18 protein-coding genes and 1 pseudogene are annotated in these 20,100 nt (G+C 43.9%); 6 read left to right on the forward strand and 13 right to left on the reverse strand.

The features are described from left to right. The first annotated feature begins 7 nt into the window (after window positions 1-7). Genes AACS80_RS08160 through AACS80_RS08175 form a run of 4 tightly spaced genes read left to right on the forward strand, consistent with a single transcriptional unit; the run spans window position 8 to window position 5,728 of the window. Window positions 8-1,684, forward strand: coding sequence for a polysaccharide biosynthesis/export family protein (locus AACS80_RS08160; protein ID WP_032226219.1), 1,677 nt, complete (start codon window positions 8-10; stop codon window positions 1,682-1,684). A 9-nt stretch (window positions 1,685-1,693) separates the two neighbouring features. Next, complete coding sequence (kdsB, locus tag AACS80_RS08165; protein ID WP_135410439.1) at window positions 1,694-2,434, forward strand: 3-deoxy-manno-octulosonate cytidylyltransferase; 741 nt, start codon at window positions 1,694-1,696, stop codon at window positions 2,432-2,434. Further along, complete coding sequence (locus AACS80_RS08170; RefSeq protein ID WP_138183739.1) at window positions 2,431-4,458, forward strand: capsular polysaccharide biosynthesis protein; 2,028 nt, start codon at window positions 2,431-2,433, stop codon at window positions 4,456-4,458. The genes kdsB and AACS80_RS08170 overlap by 4 nt, the downstream gene beginning before the upstream one ends. Window positions 4,459-4,492: 34 nt before the next feature. Then, complete coding sequence (locus tag AACS80_RS08175; RefSeq protein ID WP_135410440.1) at window positions 4,493-5,728, forward strand: capsule biosynthesis protein; 1,236 nt, start codon at window positions 4,493-4,495, stop codon at window positions 5,726-5,728. A 303-nt stretch (window positions 5,729-6,031) separates the two neighbouring features. Here the strand turns inward: AACS80_RS08175 and AACS80_RS08180 are convergent, their stop codons facing one another. Next, window positions 6,032-7,360 carry a glycosyltransferase family 2 protein gene (locus tag AACS80_RS08180; RefSeq protein ID WP_240730944.1) on the reverse strand — a complete coding sequence of 443 codons (1,329 nt, stop codon included), beginning with the start codon at window positions 7,358-7,360 and terminating at the stop codon, window positions 6,032-6,034. 585 nt (window positions 7,361-7,945) lie between these two features. On the opposite strand from AACS80_RS08180, the pseudogene AACS80_RS08185 reads away from it, so the two are divergent. After that, window positions 7,946-8,223 (forward strand): annotated as a pseudogene (locus AACS80_RS08185) (hypothetical protein). A gap of 126 nt (window positions 8,224-8,349) precedes the next feature. Next, a complete protein-coding gene (locus AACS80_RS08190) occupies window positions 8,350-8,478 on the forward strand; it encodes a tail fiber assembly protein (protein ID WP_077778016.1) in 129 nt (42 codons plus the stop codon). Window positions 8,479-8,670: 192 nt separating this feature from the next. Here the strand turns inward: AACS80_RS08190 and AACS80_RS08195 are convergent, their stop codons facing one another. From AACS80_RS08195 to gspG, 12 genes are all read right to left on the reverse strand, one after another. After that, on the reverse strand, window positions 8,671-9,831 hold the full coding sequence (locus AACS80_RS08195) for a hypothetical protein (RefSeq protein ID WP_138183740.1): 1,161 nt from the start codon (window positions 9,829-9,831) through the stop codon (window positions 8,671-8,673). Between the two features lie 12 nt (window positions 9,832-9,843). Continuing rightward, window positions 9,844-11,217 carry a bifunctional cytidylyltransferase/SDR family oxidoreductase gene (locus tag AACS80_RS08200; RefSeq protein WP_138183741.1) on the reverse strand — a complete coding sequence of 458 codons (1,374 nt, stop codon included), beginning with the start codon at window positions 11,215-11,217 and terminating at the stop codon, window positions 9,844-9,846. A 166-nt stretch (window positions 11,218-11,383) separates the two neighbouring features. Next, complete coding sequence (locus AACS80_RS08205; protein WP_138183742.1) at window positions 11,384-12,667, reverse strand: hypothetical protein; 1,284 nt, start codon at window positions 12,665-12,667, stop codon at window positions 11,384-11,386. Between the two features lie 135 nt (window positions 12,668-12,802). Continuing rightward, window positions 12,803-13,468, reverse strand: coding sequence for an ABC transporter ATP-binding protein (locus AACS80_RS08210; protein WP_135410441.1), 666 nt, complete (start codon window positions 13,466-13,468; stop codon window positions 12,803-12,805). Beyond that, window positions 13,465-14,241, reverse strand: coding sequence for an ABC transporter permease (locus tag AACS80_RS08215; RefSeq protein ID WP_138183743.1), 777 nt, complete (start codon window positions 14,239-14,241; stop codon window positions 13,465-13,467). The genes AACS80_RS08210 and AACS80_RS08215 overlap by 4 nt, the downstream gene beginning before the upstream one ends. 1,173 nt (window positions 14,242-15,414) lie before the next feature. Continuing rightward, a complete protein-coding gene (gene yghD, locus AACS80_RS08220; RefSeq protein WP_135410442.1) occupies window positions 15,415-15,951 on the reverse strand; it encodes a GspM family type II secretion system protein YghD in 537 nt (178 codons plus the stop codon). A gap of 1 nt (window position 15,952) precedes the next feature. Continuing rightward, window positions 15,953-17,131, reverse strand: coding sequence for a type II secretion system protein GspL (gene gspL / locus AACS80_RS08225; protein WP_135410443.1), 1,179 nt, complete (start codon window positions 17,129-17,131; stop codon window positions 15,953-15,955). After that, window positions 17,128-18,105 carry a type II secretion system minor pseudopilin GspK gene (gene gspK / locus AACS80_RS08230; protein WP_135410444.1) on the reverse strand — a complete coding sequence of 326 codons (978 nt, stop codon included), beginning with the start codon at window positions 18,103-18,105 and terminating at the stop codon, window positions 17,128-17,130. Before gspK ends, gspL begins: the two co-directional genes overlap by 4 nt. Next, window positions 18,102-18,707, reverse strand: a complete 606-nt coding sequence (gspJ, locus tag AACS80_RS08235; RefSeq protein ID WP_135410445.1) for a type II secretion system minor pseudopilin GspJ — start codon at window positions 18,705-18,707, stop codon at window positions 18,102-18,104. Before gspJ ends, gspK begins: the two co-directional genes overlap by 4 nt. Next, window positions 18,704-19,075 (reverse strand): type II secretion system minor pseudopilin GspI, encoded by a 372-nt coding sequence (gene gspI / locus AACS80_RS08240; RefSeq protein ID WP_135410446.1) that lies wholly within the window; start codon window positions 19,073-19,075, stop codon window positions 18,704-18,706. Before gspI ends, gspJ begins: the two co-directional genes overlap by 4 nt. Continuing rightward, window positions 19,072-19,635 carry a type II secretion system minor pseudopilin GspH gene (gene gspH / locus AACS80_RS08245; RefSeq protein WP_135410447.1) on the reverse strand — a complete coding sequence of 188 codons (564 nt, stop codon included), beginning with the start codon at window positions 19,633-19,635 and terminating at the stop codon, window positions 19,072-19,074. The genes gspI and gspH overlap by 4 nt, the downstream gene beginning before the upstream one ends. Before the next feature lie 3 nt (window positions 19,636-19,638). Beyond that, window positions 19,639-20,094, reverse strand: coding sequence for a type II secretion system major pseudopilin GspG (gspG, locus tag AACS80_RS08250; RefSeq protein WP_001087289.1), 456 nt, complete (start codon window positions 20,092-20,094; stop codon window positions 19,639-19,641). Between the last annotated feature and the right edge of the window lie 6 nt (window positions 20,095-20,100).

A 20,100-nucleotide genomic window follows, 5' to 3' on the forward strand; every position in this document is an offset into this window, starting at 1 on the left:
GTTTGTGATGAAATTATTTAAATCAATTTTACTGATTGCCGCCTGTCACGCGGCGCAGGCCAGCGCGGCCATTGATATTAACGCTGACCCAAACCTGACAGGAGCCGCACCACTGCCCGGTATTCTGAGCGGACAAAAGTCGGATACGCAAAACATGAGCGGCTTCGACAATACCCCGCCGCCCGCACCGCCGGTGGTAATGAGCCGTATGTTTGGTGCTCAACTTTTCAACGGCACCAGCGCGGATAGCGGTGCGACGGTAGGATTCAACCCTGACTATATTCTGAATCCGGGCGATAGCATTCAGGTTCGCTTGTGGGGTGCGTTCACCTTTGATGGTGCGTTACAGGTTGATCCCAAAGGTAATATTTTCCTGCCGAACGTTGGTCCGGTGAAAGTTGCAGGCGTCAGTAATAGTCAGTTAAATACCCTGGTCACATCCAAAGTGAAGGAAGTGTACCAGTCCAACGTCAACGTCTACGCCTCCTTATTACAGGCGCAGCCAGTAAAAGTGTACGTGACCGGATTTGTGCGTAATCCTGGTCTGTATGGCGGTGTGACGTCTGATTCGTTACTCAATTATCTGATCAAGGCTGGCGGCGTTGATCCAGAGCGCGGAAGTTACGTTGATATTGTGGTCAAGCGCGGTAACCGCGTGCGCTCCAACGTCAACCTGTACGACTTCCTGCTGAACGGCAAACTGGGGCTTTCGCAGTTCGCCGATGGTGACACCATCATTGTCGGGCCGCGTCAGCATACTTTCAGCGTTCAGGGCGATGTCTTTAACAGCTACGACTTTGAGTTCCGCGAAAGCAGCATTCCCGTAACGGAAGCGTTGAGCTGGGCGCGCCCTAAGCCTGGCGCGACTCACATTACGATTATGCGTAAACAGGGACTGCAAAAACGTAGCGAATACTATCCGATAAGCTCAGCGCCAGGCCGTATGTTGCAAAATGGCGATACCTTAATCGTCAGCACTGACCGCTATGCCGGCACCATTCAGGTGCGGGTTGAAGGCGCGCACTCTGGCGAACATGCCATGGTGCTGCCATATGGCTCCACCATGCGTGCGGTTCTGGAAAAAGTCCGTCCGAACAGTATGTCGCAGATGAACGCGGTTCAGCTTTATCGCCCATCAGTGGCCCAGCGTCAGAAAGAGATGCTGAATCTCTCGCTGCAAAAGCTGGAGGAAGCATCACTTTCCGCCCAGTCCTCCACCAAAGAAGAAGCCAGCCTGCGAATGCAGGAAGCGCAACTGATCAGCCGCTTTGTGGCGAAAGCGCGCACCGTGGTTCCGAAAGGTGAAGTGATCCTCAACGAGTCCAATATTGATTCTGTTCTGCTTGAAGATGGCGACGTCATCAATATTCCGGAGAAAACATCGCTGGTTATGGTTCATGGCGAGGTGCTGTTCCCGAACGCGGTGAGCTGGCAGAAGGGAATGACCACCGAGGATTACATCGAGAAATGTGGTGGCCTGACGCAAAAATCGGGTAACGCCAGAATTATCGTCATTCGTCAGAACGGTGCGGCAGTCAACGCTGAAGATGTGGATTCACTCAAGCCTGGCGATGAAATTATGGTTCTGCCGAAATATGAATCGAAAAACATTGAAGTTACCCGTGGTATTTCCACCATCCTCTATCAGCTGGCGGTGGGTGCAAAAGTGATTCTGTCTTTGTAAGGAATTGAGATGAACAAAGCAGTTATTGTCATTCCGGCCCGCTACGGCTCCTCGCGCCTGCCGGGTAAGCCACTGCTCGATATTGTTGGCAAACCGATGATCCAGCACGTTTACGAGCGTGCGTTACAGGTGGCGGGCGTCGCAGAAGTTTGGGTGGCAACAGACGACCCGCGCGTTGAACAGGCCGTGCAGGCGTTTGGCGGGAAAGCCATCATGACGCGCAACGATCATGAATCCGGCACCGATCGGCTGGTCGAGGTAATGCATACGGTGGAAGCAGATATCTACATTAACCTGCAGGGCGATGAACCCATGATTCGTCCGCGGGATGTAGAAACGCTGTTACAAGGAATGCGTGATGACCCCGCGTTGCCAGTGGCAACGCTATGCCACGCGATTTCTGCCGAAGAAGCGACCGAGCCAAGCACGGTAAAAGTGGTGGTAAATACCCGCCAGGATGCTCTTTATTTCAGCCGTTCGCCGATTCCGTATCCGCGTAATGCTGAAAAAGCGCGCTACCTGAAACACGTCGGTATTTACGCTTATCGTCGCGATGTGCTGCAAAACTACAGCCAGTTACCTGAGTCCATGCCGGAGCAGGCGGAATCACTGGAGCAGCTACGGTTGATGAACGCGGGGATCAACATTCGCACATTTGAGGTTGCCGCAACCGGTCCGGGCGTCGACACCCCGGCATGCCTTGAAAAGGTGCGCGCTCTGATGGCGCAGGAACTGGCCGAAAACACATGATTGGCATTTACTCGCCAGGCATCTGGCGTATTCCGCATCTGGAGAAATTTCTGGCGCAACCGTGCCAGAAACTTTCTCTGCTGCGTCCTGTTCCGCAAAACGTCGATGCTATCGCCGTGTGGGGGCATCGCCCCAGCGCGGCGAAACCAGTCGCCATCGCCAAAGCCGCGGGAAAACCGGTCATCCGTCTGGAAGATGGATTTGTACGTTCGCTGGATCTTGGCGTCAATGGCGCGCCGCCGCTTTCTCTGGTGGTGGATGATTGCGGCATTTACTACGATGCCAGCAAGCCTTCGGCACTGGAGAAACTGGTACAGGATAAAGCCGGAAATGCAGCTCTGATAAGCCAGGCCAGAGAAGCGATGCACACCATCGTGACCGGGGATTTGTCGAAATATAACCTGGCGCCTGCATTTGTGGCTGATGAGTCAGAACGTGCAGACATCGTTCTGATTGTCGATCAGACATTTAATGATATGTCAGTGACGTATGGCAGTGCTGGCCCGCATGAGTTTGCCGCCATGCTGGAAACCGCGATGGCGGAAAATCCTCAAGCCGAAATTTGGGTGAAGGTGCATCCGGACGTACTGGAAGGAAAGAAAACAGGTTATTTCGCTGATCTGCGTGCCACGCAACGAGTACATTTGATTGCCGAGAATGTCAGCCCGCAGTCGCTGTTGCGACACGTTTCCCGGGTTTACGTCGTGACATCCCAATACGGCTTTGAAGCCTTGCTGGCAGGAAAACCAGTGACATGTTTCGGTCAGCCCTGGTATGCAGGCTGGGGCTTAACCGACGATCGCCATCCGCAGTCCGCTTTGTTATCCGCTCGACGCGGTTCTGCCACGCTGGAAGAACTTTTTGCCGCAGCATACCTGCGTTACTGTCGCTATATCGACCCGCTCACGGGGGCCGCAAGCGATCTATTTACCGTACTGCAATGGCTGCAATTACAGCGCAGCCATCAGCAGCAGCGTAATGGCTATTTATGGGCGCCAGGCTTAACGTTGTGGAAGTCGGCGATCCTGAAACCTTTCTTGCGTACCGCAACAAACAGGCTGAGTTATTCACGCCGTTGTACTGCGGCGACGGCTTGCGTGGTATGGGGGGTAAAGGGAGAGCAGCAATGGCGAGCCGAAGCGCAGCGGAAATCACTGCCGTTATGGCGAATGGAAGATGGTTTTCTGCGTTCATCCGGGCTTGGCTCTGACCTGTTGCCGCCGCTATCGTTAGTGCTGGATAAACGCGGGATCTACTATGACGCCACGCGCGCCAGCGACCTGGAGGAGCGGCTTAATCACAGCCAGTTAACGCTGGCGCAGCAGATGCGAGCTGAGAAGTTGCAGCAACGCCTGGTTGAAAGCAAACTGAGCAAGTACAACCTGGGGGCCGATTTCTCTCTGCCTGCCGAAGCCAAAGATAAAAAAATCATCCTGGTACCGGGTCAGGTAGAGGACGATGCATCTATTAAAACTGGCACTGTCTCGATTAAGAGCAACCTTGAGTTATTGCGCACAGTACGCGAGCGTAATCCGCACGCCTACATTATTTATAAACCGCACCCGGATGTACTGGTGGGAAATCGCAAGGGTGATATTCCGGCAGAACTGATTGCTGAACTTGCCAATTATCAGGCACTGGATGCAGATATTATTCAATGCATTCAGCGCGCAGATGAAGTGCACACCATGACATCATTGTCCGGGTTTGAAGCGTTATTACATGGCAAACAAGTTCATTGTTACGGCCTGCCCTTCTACGCCGGTTGGGGTTTAACCGTTGATGAACATCACTGCCCGCGCCGCGAGCGCAGATTAACGTTAGCAGACTTGATCTATCAGGCGTTGATTGTTTATCCAACATACATTCACCCAACACGGTTACAACCTATTACGGTTGAAGAAGCTGCGGAATATTTAATCCAGACGCCGCGCAAGCAGATGTTTATTACCCGAAAAAAAGCGGGGCGAGTCATACGCTATTACCGCAAATTAATTATGTTCTGCAAAGTCAGATTTGGCTAAATAATTTCACCATTGACTATTACACAGATTATTTATGCAAGACAACGCACTAACCGTTTTATTATCGGGTAAAAAATATCTGCTATTGCAGGGACCGATGGGACCTTTTTTCAATGACGTCGCGGAATGGTTAGAGTCATTAGGCCGTAACGCTGTGAATGTTGTATTCAACGGCGGGGATCGTTTTTACTGCCGTAATCGACAATACCTGGCTTACTACCAAACGCCGAAAGAGTTTCCCGGTTGGTTGCGAAATCTTCACCGACAATATGACTTTGATACCATCCTCTGCTTTGGTGACTGCCGCCCATTGCACAAAGAAGCAAAACGGTGGGCAAAGTCGAAAGGGATCCGCTTTCTGGCATTTGAAGAAGGATATTTACGCCCGCAATTTATAACCGTGGAAGAAGGCGGAGTAAACGCATATTCATCGCTACCGCGCGACCCGGATTTTTATCGTAAGTTGCCAGATATGCCTGCGCCGCACGTTGAGAATTTAAAACCTTCAACGATGAAACGTATTGGCCATGCGATGTGGTATTACCTGATGGGTTGGCATTACCGTCATGAGTTCCCTCGCTACCGCCACCACAAATCGTTTTCCCCCTGGTATGAGGCTCGTTGCTGGGTTCGTGCATACTGGCGCAAGCAACTTTACAAGGTAACACAGCGTAAGGTATTGCCGAGGTTAATGAACGAGCTGGACCAGCGTTATTATCTTGCCGTTTTGCAGGTGTATAACGATAGCCAGATTCGTAACCACAGCAATTATAACGATGTGCGTGACTATATTAATGAAGTCATGTACTCATTTTCGCGTAAAGCGCCGAAAGAAAGTTATTTGGTGATCAAGCACCATCCAATGGATCGTGGTCACAGGCTCTATCGACCATTAATTAAGCGGTTGAGTAAGGAATATGGCTTAGGTGAGCGAGTCATATACGTGCACGATCTCCCGATGCCGGAATTATTACGCCATGCAAAAGCGGTGGTGACAATTAACAGTACGGCGGGGATTTCTGCGCTGATTCATAACAAACCACTCAAAGTGATGGGCAATGCCCTGTACGACATCAAAGGATTGACGTATCAAGGGCATTTGCACCAGTTCTGGCAGGCCGATTTTAAACCGGATATGAAACTGTTTAAGAAGTTTCGGGGGTATTTATTGGTTAAAACGCAGGTTAATGCGGTTTATTATGGGGATAGATTTTTTGAACATGATATTAAGGTGGATAAGGATTTTTGTAGTATTACGCGTCAAGTGTGAAACATAATGTATTAATAGATAATTTAAATTTAAGTCTCAATGAATGTTAATTAAAAAACACAACCAACTATTAGATATATGTTGAAAAATTACGCTTTACAATTTGATTTATTAAGATAAATATAATTTTCTATAGTTAACTACATCGCTAGAATTTTCACATATTGACTACAGTTCTGCTTCCAATACTTTTGATATATAAGATCTATTTACATGTATAAAACCATGCGAGATAACTAGTTTTATCTCGCATGGGAATTCCTTATGTGAAAATATTTTTATACAGCCAAATAGACTATTAAATCAATTCTTCTCCTGTTTTTTATTTATTTTATTCAATTCTAAAGCATCATGTTTAAAATCTTCATAGTTTCCCTCCAGAAGATATTGTGAAAGATTTTTAAATTTTTTATAAATAAAATCAATGTTTGTAAGTTCTGGATGGGCTGCTAATGATTTATGCATCTGACTAAAAAAGTATTCTTTTTTCTCATTAGATAGATTTTTGTTTCTTATGATGGCTGCTAAATGTTCTGAACATATGATCATCCATGCGTTGAACATTTTTATTTTTTCAATCATTCCATTTTTACTAAGCAAAATATAGTTCAATCCACTTTGCAAAACAAAAATTCTATTTTCAACTGGGAAGCTCACTTTAGAAAGATGTGGTTGATCGTGCCCGTTAAGAATATAATAATCCTTATCTGCTAAAACTGATACAGTATTAGCAACAGTTAACGCGTGACATGAAAAAATCATATCTTCGTAAACAGGTATTGATGGGTTGAATAAAACCCCATTATCAATAAGTAATTTTCTCTTAAATAATTTAAAAATTTTCAGTGATCTGAATAAATGATTTTTGATAATATCTGCTTTGTTAGCACTTTTTCTGAATGCCCGTACAGGTATTCCACGCCCTGTAGATGAGGCTTGTTTAAAATATACAATATCACTATTATTTTTATCTGCAATATGTAGTCCATCATAAAGTAATTCTGGATGAATTGCATCATCAGAATCTAAAAAGAAAACATAACGTCCTTTGGCTGCTTTTATTCCTTCATTGCGTGGAGCGGAAGCATTTCCAGAAGGAATTTCTCTGCGAATAACACGCCAATTTATGTCCGACGCAATAAAATACTCAATTACCGGAATACTTTTATCTGTTGAACCATCGTCAATAAAAATCACTTCAAATCTATTTTTATCTAGCGTTTGCGAATTAATTGATTTTATACATTCAACAATTAACCTTTCCCTATTATGAACAGGAATTATAACAGATATGTCGAATTTAATATTTGAATCGATAGTATTTATAACGGACATTATTTTATATAAAGCACAGGGCAGAGCCTCAATCAAAATAACGCAAGATGAAATTCTTTCTTTTTTTTCACTACCTTTTACGGTAAAAAAAGAACAATCAGTACGAAGTACAAAATCCACGTCCAAAGCTGTCTGGTTGGCGGTGAAGTCTAATGCAAATTTCACATCTTTATATTCAAAATCAACAACGAAGCAATTTTCATTGTAGAACCATGTTTTTTTGATGTATTCGCGTAGTGATGTCTGCTCAAAAAACATCACTATATTTTCAGTCATAGCTGCAATATCACCGTTCATTTTTCGACCTCTAATATCAATGTCATTTAACAATATAAAAACACCACCGCCTTAAGATGGAGAATTACATCTAAATATTATTACATGATTTTATGTTGTCATCTGTATAGCAGACTACAAAATGACACAATATACTTAATATTCATAACAGTTTTACTAGTGATTGTTTTGTGGACGTTGGGTTTAGCATATCTAAATCTGTCTAAATGCATTTTTAATATCTTAAAATGCAGCGAATTATATGTACACATATAGTGGATGTGAGGTTCCGGTTATATAAAAATCCCCACATTCTTTCGAAAGCGGGGAAGGCACGAAACAAAACTAACGGTACAAATTGTGCGATTGTATATTTTATTCCGCATTGAATAAAAGTGAATATGATAGTTTCTTTTTAGGGATAATTTTACTAAAAAAGCCCGCGGAAGCTGCGGGCATAAAACGCGGAAATGGTTAAATTCCAGATAGTTTAGGTCATGATTTTATCATATATATTATTCACAGTGAAGTAATTATATATTTGCGTATGTGCACTATTTCATCTAATTTAATAACAAATGGAATTATGCTGGGATTAGTAGGGAAATTCATGATAGAAATACTCCCCATTTTCATGTGCTTTGTGCTGTGGTTGCACTGGTACTGGTCGGCTTTCTTACTGGAAATTGATCCTATTGTGTTATAGCTGATTGCACATTCTTCATTGCGCGTGAACATGTCCAACCTGAATATCGCTGGATAAAAATATTCTGACATAGCAAGTGAAATAACATGCCATGGTGGGATAGTTTTAATTTCAGCATACAGGAAGGGCAATTTTGTTGGATTTTGCGGCTCCTGTTATGACGTGTTTTCTACTCTAGTTGTTGGTTAATCGCGGGTGGAAAATAAAGCTTATTGTGCTTCGGTGAAAGTAATTATTGTGGGTTAGTGTATTAGAAAATTAGCATTATATGCTGTATTGCTAAACTTTGTACTGATAGGTAACGATTCCACTTCAGACTGAAAGATCGGTTGTGAAAGCCACAGAAGTAGATTCATCGTTGCTGACTGCCAAGAAGAAGTTTCAAGTACAATATAACCGTGTTGATACATCAACCGCGCCAAGTATCGAGTGACTATCATTACGATTTTTATCTATGTAATGTGCGTCAATAGGATATAGATATGAATGAGAAGTAGAACGCTTATCGTCTAAACTCGAAGACGGGTTATTTACATAATGAGAGAATATTTAGTCATGAAGTGTTGCATGACAGTAATCAATTAAAATAAGTCGAGACAAGATTAATAAAACATTCATCTTATACTCAATAATTCTCTTTAAAGAATTTATTTCTTTTCCGCATGTGCATCGTTGTATACTGGCAGAGCCATTGAATACGTTCGGAATATGACATGCCAGCAATTTCCTTTGAAGGATAAGTTATAAAATAATCAAATAACTCATCTCGGATTTTTTCTGAATCTGAATCATACGATAAACAATCATTAACATCAAAAAAAGTTTTTGATGTATACGTGTTAAGCCTTTTAGGAATGTATAATTCATTGGTGTATTTTTTATCAATTAACGTTAGGCATGGTATTTTTTTTCGTATAAATTGCATTTCCATTGCAGAAATATCAGTTATAGCAAACTTAACCGCCCCCCAATCATTAATTTTTTTAACATCTCCATTTTTTGCAATTAGTAAAAACTTAAAAATATTGAATTTTTTATATTTTGGTGTACAAACAAACACAAAGATCCCATTTTTCCTAATCTTTTTAATGGCTAAATTTAATTGTGATATATAAGTCTTATCTCTGTGGCCTAGATTTGGATGAGGCTTAATGTATACATATTTTATTAATTCCCGCTTACAAAAATCAATTATTTTATTTATGTTTACCTCTTGTAATGAGCAGTAATTTTCTTCAGGCACTCCTCCTTCCCAAGTAGGAGCATAAACTAAAGCATTGCTATTAAAATTATAATAAAACTCATTATTTCCTAAAAACGTGTCTCCTAACGGGATTATACGTCCGCTTTGAACATCATAGGGAGAAAAAATTCCAGATTTAAGAAAACGATCTATCCCAACATGTCCTGATGTTACAACATAATCATAAATTCTTATAATTGGTTTAATTGAAGCTAATTTATGACTTTCACCATGAGTAACAAAAATATGAACCAAACTCCTATTGGCGACTAGTCTACAGTTAGACTGTGCATTGAAAAGATATAATACTACTTTCCCTTTATCGAGGTTATAATCTGCTTGTTTGCGTACAAATCTGAAAGGAATATTATGTTTAATAAAAACATTCTTAAATGTATCTGCTATCTCTTTATAGTATTTACATATTACTTCAATACATTTATTTGAGTCAAAAACTTGTGTCTGGAAATAACCAATAAGTTGCTCCAAAGCTCCAATTATTTTAGTATCCAAATAAATATAATATAAATTACTTCCAGACACTTGCATCACCTCTTAACGACCATCTTTTCGAATATCAACAATCAACCCTGTATTACTGGTTCCTAATATTTTAATAGTTGTTAATGCAACATCTTTTGCATTTAGTAAAAGTTCAGTTGGTTCAAGACCAAAATTAGCTGTACGCATTGGTGTTGCAGTTCTTTCCGGATTAATACAATTTACGCGAATGTTCTCTGTTGTCCATTCTTCAGCAAGTGCTTGAGTGAAGTTAACTATTGCTGCTTTAGATGATGAATAGAGCGCGTATAATGAGCGTCCACGAGTATATGAACTTGACGTGAAATTAACAAGCATACCTGAACTTTCAGTTAAATATTTTTTAGATGCAATTGCAACATTTACTGCACCTGTATAATTTATTCCTATTAAATTATTAATTTCAGACTGAGATAAAGAATCAATAGGTTTTTTTATTAGCAGCCCAGCTGTATTGATAACATAATCGATTGTGCCACGTTCTTTTTTAACCACAGCCAGAAATTTATTGATAGAATGAATGTCAGTTATATCTACATTATTATAAGAGCGACTTGCAACATCCACATTTGCACCCAACAAAATTGCTGAATTTTTTATTTCTAAACCAATACCACTTGACCCTCCAAAAATTACTAGATTCTTATTTTTTAAAAATGATAAATCATCTTCAGGATTATAAGAAATTTTATTAGCTTCTTGCAATAATTTTTCAGCAATAAAGAGATCTATAGGATGAGTAATTTTTATATTAGCTTCATTTCCTTTAACTGTAGCGACTCTAATACCCGGTATCATTGATCTAACAACACCACAGTCACAAGTAAATGTGAATCTCTGTTCTTTTATTGCTTTTTGATAAGCTTTTTTTATTGTGCCAAGTTTAAAAGCTTGTGGTGTTTGCCCTCTACGCATGAAAGCTCTATTGGGTATATTGGAAATACATTCATCATCAAAAACTTCGACTAAAGTATCTGATGAAGGGATTACAACATCGACAGCATCAAATTCTTTGAGAGCAAAAATACAGTCATTTATAATATGTTCATTTATCAATGGCCGTACTGCGTCATGAATAAGAATATTACATTCATGATTATACCCCTCTAATCCAACTATAGCTGAATAAGTTGAATCAAACCGCTCTTTACCTCCAGCAAAGACTTTAACAACTTTCTTCCATTTATTTTTTTTGATTATATCCCATGTTAAATGCATATGCTCCGGTTGAGATACAACAATTATTTCATCAATATTATTAGATTTTTCGAACGCGTCTATCGTATACTCTATAACAGCTTTACCAGCTAGTTTTGTAAATTGTTTTGGCAGGGTGCCTCCGAAACGAGAACCTGTACCTCCAGATAAAATCACAGCTATATTCTTCATGTTTCAACTCTAAGCTTATAATTAAAGACTATAATAAGTAAAAAACAATAAATTACAGATATTGTTTTGATAAGATTTTTTAATTAATAATTAGTGTAGAACTTTAACGTTTTTAGCAATATTCGCGAGCACAGTTATTCATTCTCACTAATCGATATGCTTACTTTTATTTAAGCTGCGTTATTTTCTGAGGTTGTTCATAAATTTCTTTTATTTCTTTAACAAACTTATCATTAAGAGTTTCTTCATAACCTAAAATGTAATCCATGGCAAATTTTCTTTTTTCCTCAAGATAATCATTGCCAGCTAATACAGAGCTTAATTTCTCTTCCAGTTCATTAAGTGTAGAAAAAGTATAACAATAATCGCCATAAGCCATATTAGAATTTGAGATATTAATTTCTCTATCTTGAGGAATATATACAAATATTGGTCCATTACCAGCGAGACATTCGCTGATGACAGCAGAAATATCGCAAATGAATATGTTATAAGTAGCTAAAATTGTATCAACAGGAATAGTTCGCGGAATAATAGTAACTCTGCTTTCCTCATCAGAATTATATTGTGATAAATTAGCATCAAGGTTTTTTAACTCACTAATTCGTGCCCCTGTTATATGGTGAAACTTGGCATCAATATGTAGTTTTAGATTATTTGCAACAGTTTGTATGATACCTCCAGAAATCAACGCAGAGGAATAGTTGCTTTCTTCAAAATGCCCCTCCCAGGTGGGCAAATAAAGTACGCGATAGTTTCTTTCTTTCCAATTTGATTGGCATGCTTCTATAATTTTTTTACTGTTTGGCCTCCCAACTTTATTGAATATCATATGCTGGGTATTAAAATCACTATTGCGAAATCTATCAATATGTGCTTCTCCTGCCGTCCATATCTCATCATATAACCTTAATCCCTTGTGCGCACTAGAGGCCTTATCGCTATCACCATGCCCAATAAAAATATGATTCAAATAGCTAAATCGCACAAGATGTATATTGTTACCCGTACTTGAAGGATATAGAACAGTATTAACATATGGCATTTTTTTTAAAAGATTTTCAATATCCTGAGCTCCTTTCGCATAGGATACATATGTCCATGGAAAGTTCGTCTTTACCCACTCAAATAAATTTAAATTACGCACTAATATTAAAAATTTAACATTACTGCGCATCAATACTGCAATCCAGGGTTTTAAATGTGCCACACCTGCATCGAAACTTTCTCCTGAATGTAAAATAACCCTGATGTCATCTAATATATTAAAATGATCAAGACTATTTATTTTTGGCTTGGTTACAACTTTCTCTTTTTTACTTTCCACTTTTTTTTGTACCGGCATGTTTTTTTTCGCAACTTGTTTAGATGGTTCTGTATTACTTCGATTTATTTTCGCATCTCTAAAAAAAAGTCTCGGTTTCGTGATTAACTTTGTTAGTTTACTCATTTTATCTCCTTAATTTTAAGACAAATATAATTTCACACACACATTTATATAATTCATGATACGAGAGATAATTTATTAAAAAATCAATTGCATTATTTATTAAACGCACAGGTTTATGATAAATGTATCTAATGACTATATTTTTTGTTCTACAACATACTCCTCGATCCCTTCCTGAACATCCTCATGAAAACTAACCACATTATCATCCTTAAACACAATGGCTACATCACAAAACTCTTTCAATGAATTCAAACTATGTGAAACCATTAAAAAACTAGATTCTTTATGCCTTTCTTTAAACAATTGAGCGCACTTCTCTTTAAACCTGGCATCACCGACTGCGGTTACTTCATCGACGATATAATAATCAAACTTAAATGCCATGCTTAAACCAAAGCCCAGGCGAGATCGCATACCTGATGAGTAAGTTTTAATCGGCATATCGAAGTACTTACCAAGCTCGGCAAATTCTTCGACAAACTCAATTTTCTCTTTCAGCTCTTCTTGCTTCGCGTATAACCGCGCAACAAATTTTACGTTTTCGCGTCCGGTTAAACTTCCCTGAAATCCACCAGCGAGGCCCACTGGCCATGATATGGTTTTATTGGTGATGATCTTTCCACTGTCGGGGCGGTCAATGCCACCAATCATTCTCAGTAACGTTGATTTACCTGCGCCGTTGCGACCAATAAAGGCAACACTTTTTCCTGAAGGGATTTCAATATTTAAATCCTTAAAGACATAATGTCGCCCTGTTGGCGTGCGATAGGACTTCGTCAAATTTTCAATCTTAATCATGATGTCAGCATTGCCTCTTCACGCGTTCGGTATAACGCCAGACCGATGAACAGGGTGGCCAGAGTAAACATTGCCAGGTAGTTCAGACTCACGCCTTCGCTGATATAGCCAGGCATAACTGCCTCGCGGCTTAACTCCACGACATGCACTAATGGGTTCCAGAGTAGATATGACCAGTATTGCTTTGGAATCGAGTGTAGAGGGAACATGATGCAGGAGATGAAATACAGCGGCTTAAGCAGTATCGGCAGGACCTTTTGCATTTCAGGGAAGGTTTTGCCAACGACCATGAATATTAAGCCGACGCCACATGAAAGAATGATCAGCAGACTCCAGGTAAGCACAAGTTGTAAAAAGTTTGTTATTTCGAAATATTCGCCTGCCATCCAGACGATAAGCATGAGCAAAATATAAACAGTAACGTAAATCAGTGTCTCAAGCAGTGCGCGTGCAATGATCGTATCGATAGGTTTTACTGGTCGATAATTAAACAACCCCTGGTTCGCTTCAATAGCACCTACAGAACGTTTGCTGATACTGCTAAAGATAAAAAAGGGAATCAGGCCATTAAGTAAAAACACCGGGAATGAGATGTCTGGCATCGTGCGGTGCATAATGTAACCAAAAATGCCCAACAGTATCAGCAAATGCGCAGAGGGTTCGAGAATCGCCCACAAATATCCCAGACGGAACTTACCAAAGCGTGTTCGTATTTCTCGTAGAAATAATGCCTCTACGGTGACTTTCTGGACTTCAAATCCACTTCTTACCATTTGATGATGTGATCCTAATCTCTTCAGGTATGCTACCGCCCTTGGCTTAACAGCTACCAATACACTGGAGGTAATACTTGTTTGTAACTGGATAAAATTCACTCAGACGGTTTGGCCTTTTAAATAGCCGCAAACAATTTCAGCAGAAATTATTTCCGCAGGAACAAACTGTTCTATCTCCGTCTCATTTCTTTTAATCCATTCTTCAGGCATGACTGTATTCGGTCTTCTGGTAATTTCAGAAAACTGGCCGTTTTAGAATGTAGGGTTAATTTCTCAGGAAATTATTTCTACCTCTTTTTGCTTAACCAATATGGCTTGAAAAAGACGTAACGCAGCATGCGTTCTGGATTACTCCGGAACACACTTATTCAAAATGGACCGCTAATTTCGCAAGAAATTATTTTTTACTATTACAGTTAACTACTTGATTATAATGCCACCTATGAATTTTATGCGTAACAATACCTGCACTCTGTCTCACAACAGAACGCACGTGATTGATTATCAATAAATTATTTACCGGGAAACTATTTCCGTATTTAAAATTCACTCATGTACTTCTTATTTATATCTACAGCACCCTCTTCACAGTTATATTTGTGATCTCTATCACATTTAAACGGTGTTATTTAAGTTGCATCAATAATTCCGCAGGTAATTATTTTTGCCGATTAAGATATACAGCTTGATTATTTTTATTATTTACTTTAACCAGCGTTACAGCCAGCATTAACCGTCGGTAGATATACCAAATCAGACATTTCTTAAAATCGACGAATAGTTTCCGCGGAAATTATTTTGCTTTCCCAAAATTCCCTTTCTGATTATCTCCAGGAATTTTACTAATTTCCAGGCTACACAAAATACAGATCACACAAGAATTATCCTATATGTTTTGGCCTATCAATTGTTACCCAATGATTTATTGCAACTATTAATAATCATAATGTGTCAAAACACTTAAGCAACTTTACATTCTGAGAAGGTGTCGATTCACAAGGACTACATGGTGAAAAACGAATTCCTACAGTATTGTCGAACATTCCGTGGCGGCCTGGAAGGAGAGTGCATTCTTGCTACATCAGAACTCAGCCCGGTGAGCGGGTTTGACAGTTCCGCACTCACCATTGGGCTAAGGGTTATCAGGTGGGGTTAAGGAAATAGCAATATCTACCCCCGCCCAAACTCCAGTCGCTGCACGTTCACCATCCCAGGCTTCTCACCCGCACTGACATCAATTTGTGTCACCCGCAGCGCATATTTTTCGTTCAGCGTATTGAGCCAGTTCAGCAGGTCATTAAACACCACCGGTTCTATCCAGACCTGAATATTCTCCCCGCGCTCGGCTATCCGCTTGATGACCACGGAGTGCACGGAAGCACTGTCACTGATGACCCGCGATACCTGTGCAGGCGTTGTCGTGGCGGATTTTCGCGCCGCAATAATATCCGGCGCGGCGCTCTTCATCCGGGAGTTCATCGCCACCAGCTGTTGCAACATCGTCTCCTGTTGCTCAATCCGTTCGCTCAAAGGCTGCCAGATGAGGACGTAATATCCGGCGCTAAACAGGAACACTGCCGCTGCCAGTAACATGCCTTTTTCACGCGGCGAACGCCCTGCCAGGTGTTGTGCCAGCCAGTGTTCGCCACGGCTTAACTGGCGTTCACGCCATTGCTGAAAATAGTGAATAAATTTATCGCGTAACATGTTATTTCCTCCGCAACGTTACGCCGCCGGAAACCGCATCACCCTCTTTCTGTAACGCGTCCTGTTGCACAACATAATCTGCCGCCAGTGCGCTACGCAGTTTGTCGAAACTGGCAAAGTTCGCGGCCCGCAGCTGGAGGTGAAGCGTCTGCCGTTTTTGATCAAAGGTGAAACCACGCATCTCGATGTCGGAAAGTGACGCTGATTTCAGGATACTGGCGATCGCTGACAATTCTGCGAGCAGCCGGGTATCGTCGACCTGCGGGCGATATTTTTTAAGCGCCATCGTCACCTGAGAGCGTAAATTCACAATCCGCTTCTGCTCCGGGAACAGCGTTAAGAACTGCTTCTCCGCCTGGGCGCGACTTTGCGCCACCTGCTCGCTGACGCTCCATAACGTCACGCCCCGTTCCACTGCCAGCGCAACCAGAATCAGCAATATCGGCAGAATCATCACCCGCCAGCGCGCCCACTGTTTTCGGTAGCTGACACGAGGCTGCCACGGCCCTGTTAGCAGGTTTCCTTCCGGTTCGCCATAAGTGGTAATGGCTGGCAGAGCCGTAACGGTCAGGCGTTCGGCATCCGCGCCAGCCCATGCAGATAGCTCTTCCGGTGCAATACCGACCACGGTTAGCGAAAGCGGTAAATCCTGCTCATTGAGCTGGGCGCGGAACATGACCGGAGCCAGCGCCCGCCCGGCGCTCCATCCCCGGCACTCATCGATGCGGCAGATAACCCGTTGCGTATCGCCAGCCATAAACCCACAAGGAATAGACATCCAGTCCGGCGCGACGGTAGCGCGGGTGATGCCGTTTGCCTGCAACCACTGCGCAATGTTGCGCATATGCTGTTGGTGAATCACTGCCACGGTTGCCAGTTGCTGGTCGATTTTCAACGGGGCGAAATGCAGTTCGTCAATATCCTGGTTCAGCTCTTCTTCCAGTAAGGCGGGCAGAATAGTCGGTATCTGCTTGCGGGCAACATCAGGCAGTTCAACCTGCCAGACGCTGATCCATTCGCCGGGGATGTAGAGTCGAATCGCATCGGTTTGCAGCCATTGCTGAAGACGTTCGTCGGCAGCGTCAGGCCAAGTGCCGTGCTCCACGTCGGGTGTATGGCGCTGCCAACGGATGGGGTCGGAGGCGCAAAGCGGGAAAAAAATCTCAAGCATGGAACTCACTCACTTTCTCCTGTCTGATGCCAGAGAACAGAAAAGTGTTGTGGGCCCATGCGGACAATTAACGAATTCATCGTCAGTTCAATCTCATTCACGGTGATATCTGAACGCAGCCAGAAGTAATTGCTGTCCACGCTCAGGACGGTTTTTAGCTGTTTTTTAGTACGCTCATCGACGTCAGCAAGTAGCGGCTGTGCAAGAAACTGATCGACATCTTCCCAGCCCTTCGCCGGACGTTGTTGTAATAACGCCCGCGCCTGAATAGGACTTAACCACGGGTCAAACAGCGCCTCAAGAATCACACTTTGCGTGACGTCTAAGGTATTGATGTTGATTTGCTGACGGTTCATCGGCAGCGCACAGACCAGCGGTTTCAGTTTTTGATAAAGCCCGGCGTCCATTCCCTGTACCACGCGCATCTCGCTGATATCCGCCAGCGGTTGATTCGCGGCGTAGAACGGCACCGAACGGGCGAGATACTCGCTGTCTTCACGCCCCAGACGCGTCTGCACGCTGCGGTCCTCGTCAATAAACTCCCACAGGCTTTCGGCTATCAGTTCGGCCCGATAAGCAGGCACATCCAGGCGCGAGATCAGGGCAATCAGTTGTTGCACTGCGAGCGGACGCGACGCCGTTGTCGGCTGAGCAAGGGCATTCAGGTTAAAGCAGGCCTGTGCGTCACGCAGAGTGACAGCGATTTGCCCCTGCGGCAGTGGGAAAAAACGAGGACCAGAAGCCCACGGCTGTGCCAGATGCACGCGTTGTTCATTTTTCAGGCTCAGACTGAGCGCGCTCAGCGCCAGGCTTTCTGCACTGGCGCTGTACCACAGCGCCTGCTGGTACTCCTGCTGGCTGCGCGTTCGCCCAAGTTGTTGCTGCATCCGCCCTGAAAGCGTGATGGTCACCAGCATCATAACCGCCAGCAATACCAGCACCACGACCAGTGCCATTCCGCGTTTTGGTGGTGAGATGATCATGATAATTGCGGCCCGCGTAACAACCAGATGCGTTCAATCTCGCCCCATTGCGGCGAATGCAGGGTCATACGCACCGCCACAGGGATCGCCTGAAGTGATGACCAGCTCTCCTGCCAGCGCGTGCCGTCGTAGAACTGCAAACGGAGCGAATCCGCCGGGATTAATTTTTGCGTTGTTGGCTTCACGCTGCCTGCTGCATCGGTCAGCGGCCAGGATAACCGTTCGAGATAACCATCATGAATACGGTAACCGACGGTGAGCAGATTACTGCGCGGCAGGCGCATCAACGGATTAACCACGCCGCCGCGCACAAAGCGCATCCCTTCACTCTCAGACGCCAGCACGCCAGCGCCAGCCAGTAACGCTGGTTCACGCTGGCCCTGCTCGCCTCTTACCGGACGCGGCATCATTTGTGTCAGATCGTGGGTCAGAAAACTCATCGTTTGCTGCATGAGGTTTAGTTTTTGATCGTGTCCGGCGACGGCGCTATTCACGCGCGTGACGCCGTTTGTCACCTGCTGCGCCATCAGTGCCAGTGAGGCAAAAATGGCGATTGCCACCAGCATTTCCAGTAACGTGAAACCAGCGCGAGTCCTTCTCACTGTTGGCCTCCCACGGCGCTAAACCAGGCGCGCCGTGACTGAATCACCGACGAAAAGTCTTCATGAAGGCTGACTTCAATATCCACCGCCTGAAGTAGCGCATTACCTGTATTCAGCGGTATGGTTCGCCAGTACCAGCGGCTTCCTGCCATATCGCTCTCGCCCTGGTGCCTGACCGCCCGCTGCTCGAGGGTCATCAGGTAGAGCAGCGCGGTCTGGTTTTCAGCTACCCAGCCCGCTACCGTTTTTTCCTCAAGCACCTGCTGATTGTTCAGCGCGCCGCTGGCAATCTGTAACACCGCCGTGGCAGCCAGCGCAAAAATCGCCAGCGCGAGCATCACTTCCAGCAAGGTAAATCCGCGCTTCATGGCATCCTCTCATCACATTGATTGAGAGATAACGCACCATCGTGCGCCAGTTTTACCGCCCAGCAATCGTTTTGCGCCTTCTGGTAAAAGCGCAGCGTAAACGGCGCGGCGGGTTCAAAAGGCGAAAAACGGATCTGCGGCGTCTTCTTTTTCGCCTCTTTTTGCAGCTCCAGTTCAATATCGTGCAGCGTCAGGCGGCGACGTTGCAGCTCCAGCGTATATTCCTTCTGCCAGATATCACTTCCGGGTTGTAACAGCATCTGCACCTGTTTTGGCACCGTAACCTGTGCCGATAACCGGGTCGCAGAAACGGGCAGCCACTTCCCCTGACGACGCTGCATAAACTGGTAGCCAGGCGGGTCGATTAACACACCGAGTGTTTGCCCTTCGATCACTGCCCTGTCCTTAAACTGCGCAAAGCGGGCCAGGAAATCCTGCGCCGCTTTTTTCGCGGGCGGTTCAGAATCGGTCGCAAACGTCTGTACCACGCCCGCACTGGCAAGGCCGATAAGGAAAATCACCAGCATGATTTCCAGAAGTGTGAATCCGCGTTCAGGCACTGATTACTGAAACTCCTGCAAATTCCAGTTACCGATATCTGCGCCAGCACCTTCCCCGTTTTCCTGACCATCCGCCCCTAAGGTGTAAACATCAAACAGCCCTTTTTCACCCGGGCTGAGGTACTGATAATCATTGCCCCACGGATCCTTTGGCAGTCGTTTAATGTATCCACCGGTACGGTAGTTGCGGGCGTCAGCCATATTGGCCGGTTGCTGGATCAGCGCCTCCAGCCCCTGTTCGGTGGTCGGATAACGCCCGTTATCCAGTCGGTACATATCCAGCGCATTCTCCAGCGCCACGATATCGCTGATGGCTTTTTGCCGATCCGCTTTCTCTTTGTTGCCCAAAAGGTTAGGCACCACCAGACTTGCCAGGACGCCAAGAATAACAATCACCACCATCACTTCCAGCAGGGTAAAACCTGCCCGTGGTTTTTGTGTGCGGGATAACGAATTCATGTGATA

This window comes from Escherichia sp. E4385 (assembly GCF_963883145.1).
In the GTDB taxonomy this organism is placed as follows: Bacteria; Pseudomonadota; Gammaproteobacteria; order Enterobacterales; family Enterobacteriaceae; genus Escherichia.

Coding starts and splice junctions, on each gene's coding strand:
- AACS80_RS08205 (WP_138183742.1), bottom strand. CDS start 12,667: ATGAGTAAACTAACAAAGTTAATCACGAAACCGAGACTTTTTTTTAGA.
- AACS80_RS08170 (WP_138183739.1), top strand. CDS start 2,431: ATGATTGGCATTTACTCGCCAGGCATCTGGCGTATTCCGCATCTGGAG.
- kdsB (WP_135410439.1), top strand. CDS start 1,694: ATGAACAAAGCAGTTATTGTCATTCCGGCCCGCTACGGCTCCTCGCGC.
- gspK (WP_135410444.1), bottom strand. CDS start 18,105: ATGATCATCTCACCACCAAAACGCGGAATGGCACTGGTCGTGGTGCTG.
- gspI (WP_135410446.1), bottom strand. CDS start 19,075: ATGAAGCGCGGATTTACCTTGCTGGAAGTGATGCTCGCGCTGGCGATT.
- yghD (WP_135410442.1), bottom strand. CDS start 15,951: ATGTTACGCGATAAATTTATTCACTATTTTCAGCAATGGCGTGAACGC.
- AACS80_RS08180 (WP_240730944.1), bottom strand. CDS start 7,360: ATGAACGGTGATATTGCAGCTATGACTGAAAATATAGTGATGTTTTTT.
- AACS80_RS08160 (WP_032226219.1), top strand. CDS start 8: ATGAAATTATTTAAATCAATTTTACTGATTGCCGCCTGTCACGCGGCG.
- AACS80_RS08215 (WP_138183743.1), bottom strand. CDS start 14,241: ATGGTAAGAAGTGGATTTGAAGTCCAGAAAGTCACCGTAGAGGCATTA.
- AACS80_RS08175 (WP_135410440.1), top strand. CDS start 4,493: ATGCAAGACAACGCACTAACCGTTTTATTATCGGGTAAAAAATATCTG.
- AACS80_RS08200 (WP_138183741.1), bottom strand. CDS start 11,217: ATGAAGAATATAGCTGTGATTTTATCTGGAGGTACAGGTTCTCGTTTC.
- AACS80_RS08210 (WP_135410441.1), bottom strand. CDS start 13,468: ATGATTAAGATTGAAAATTTGACGAAGTCCTATCGCACGCCAACAGGG.
- gspG (WP_001087289.1), bottom strand. CDS start 20,094: ATGAATTCGTTATCCCGCACACAAAAACCACGGGCAGGTTTTACCCTG.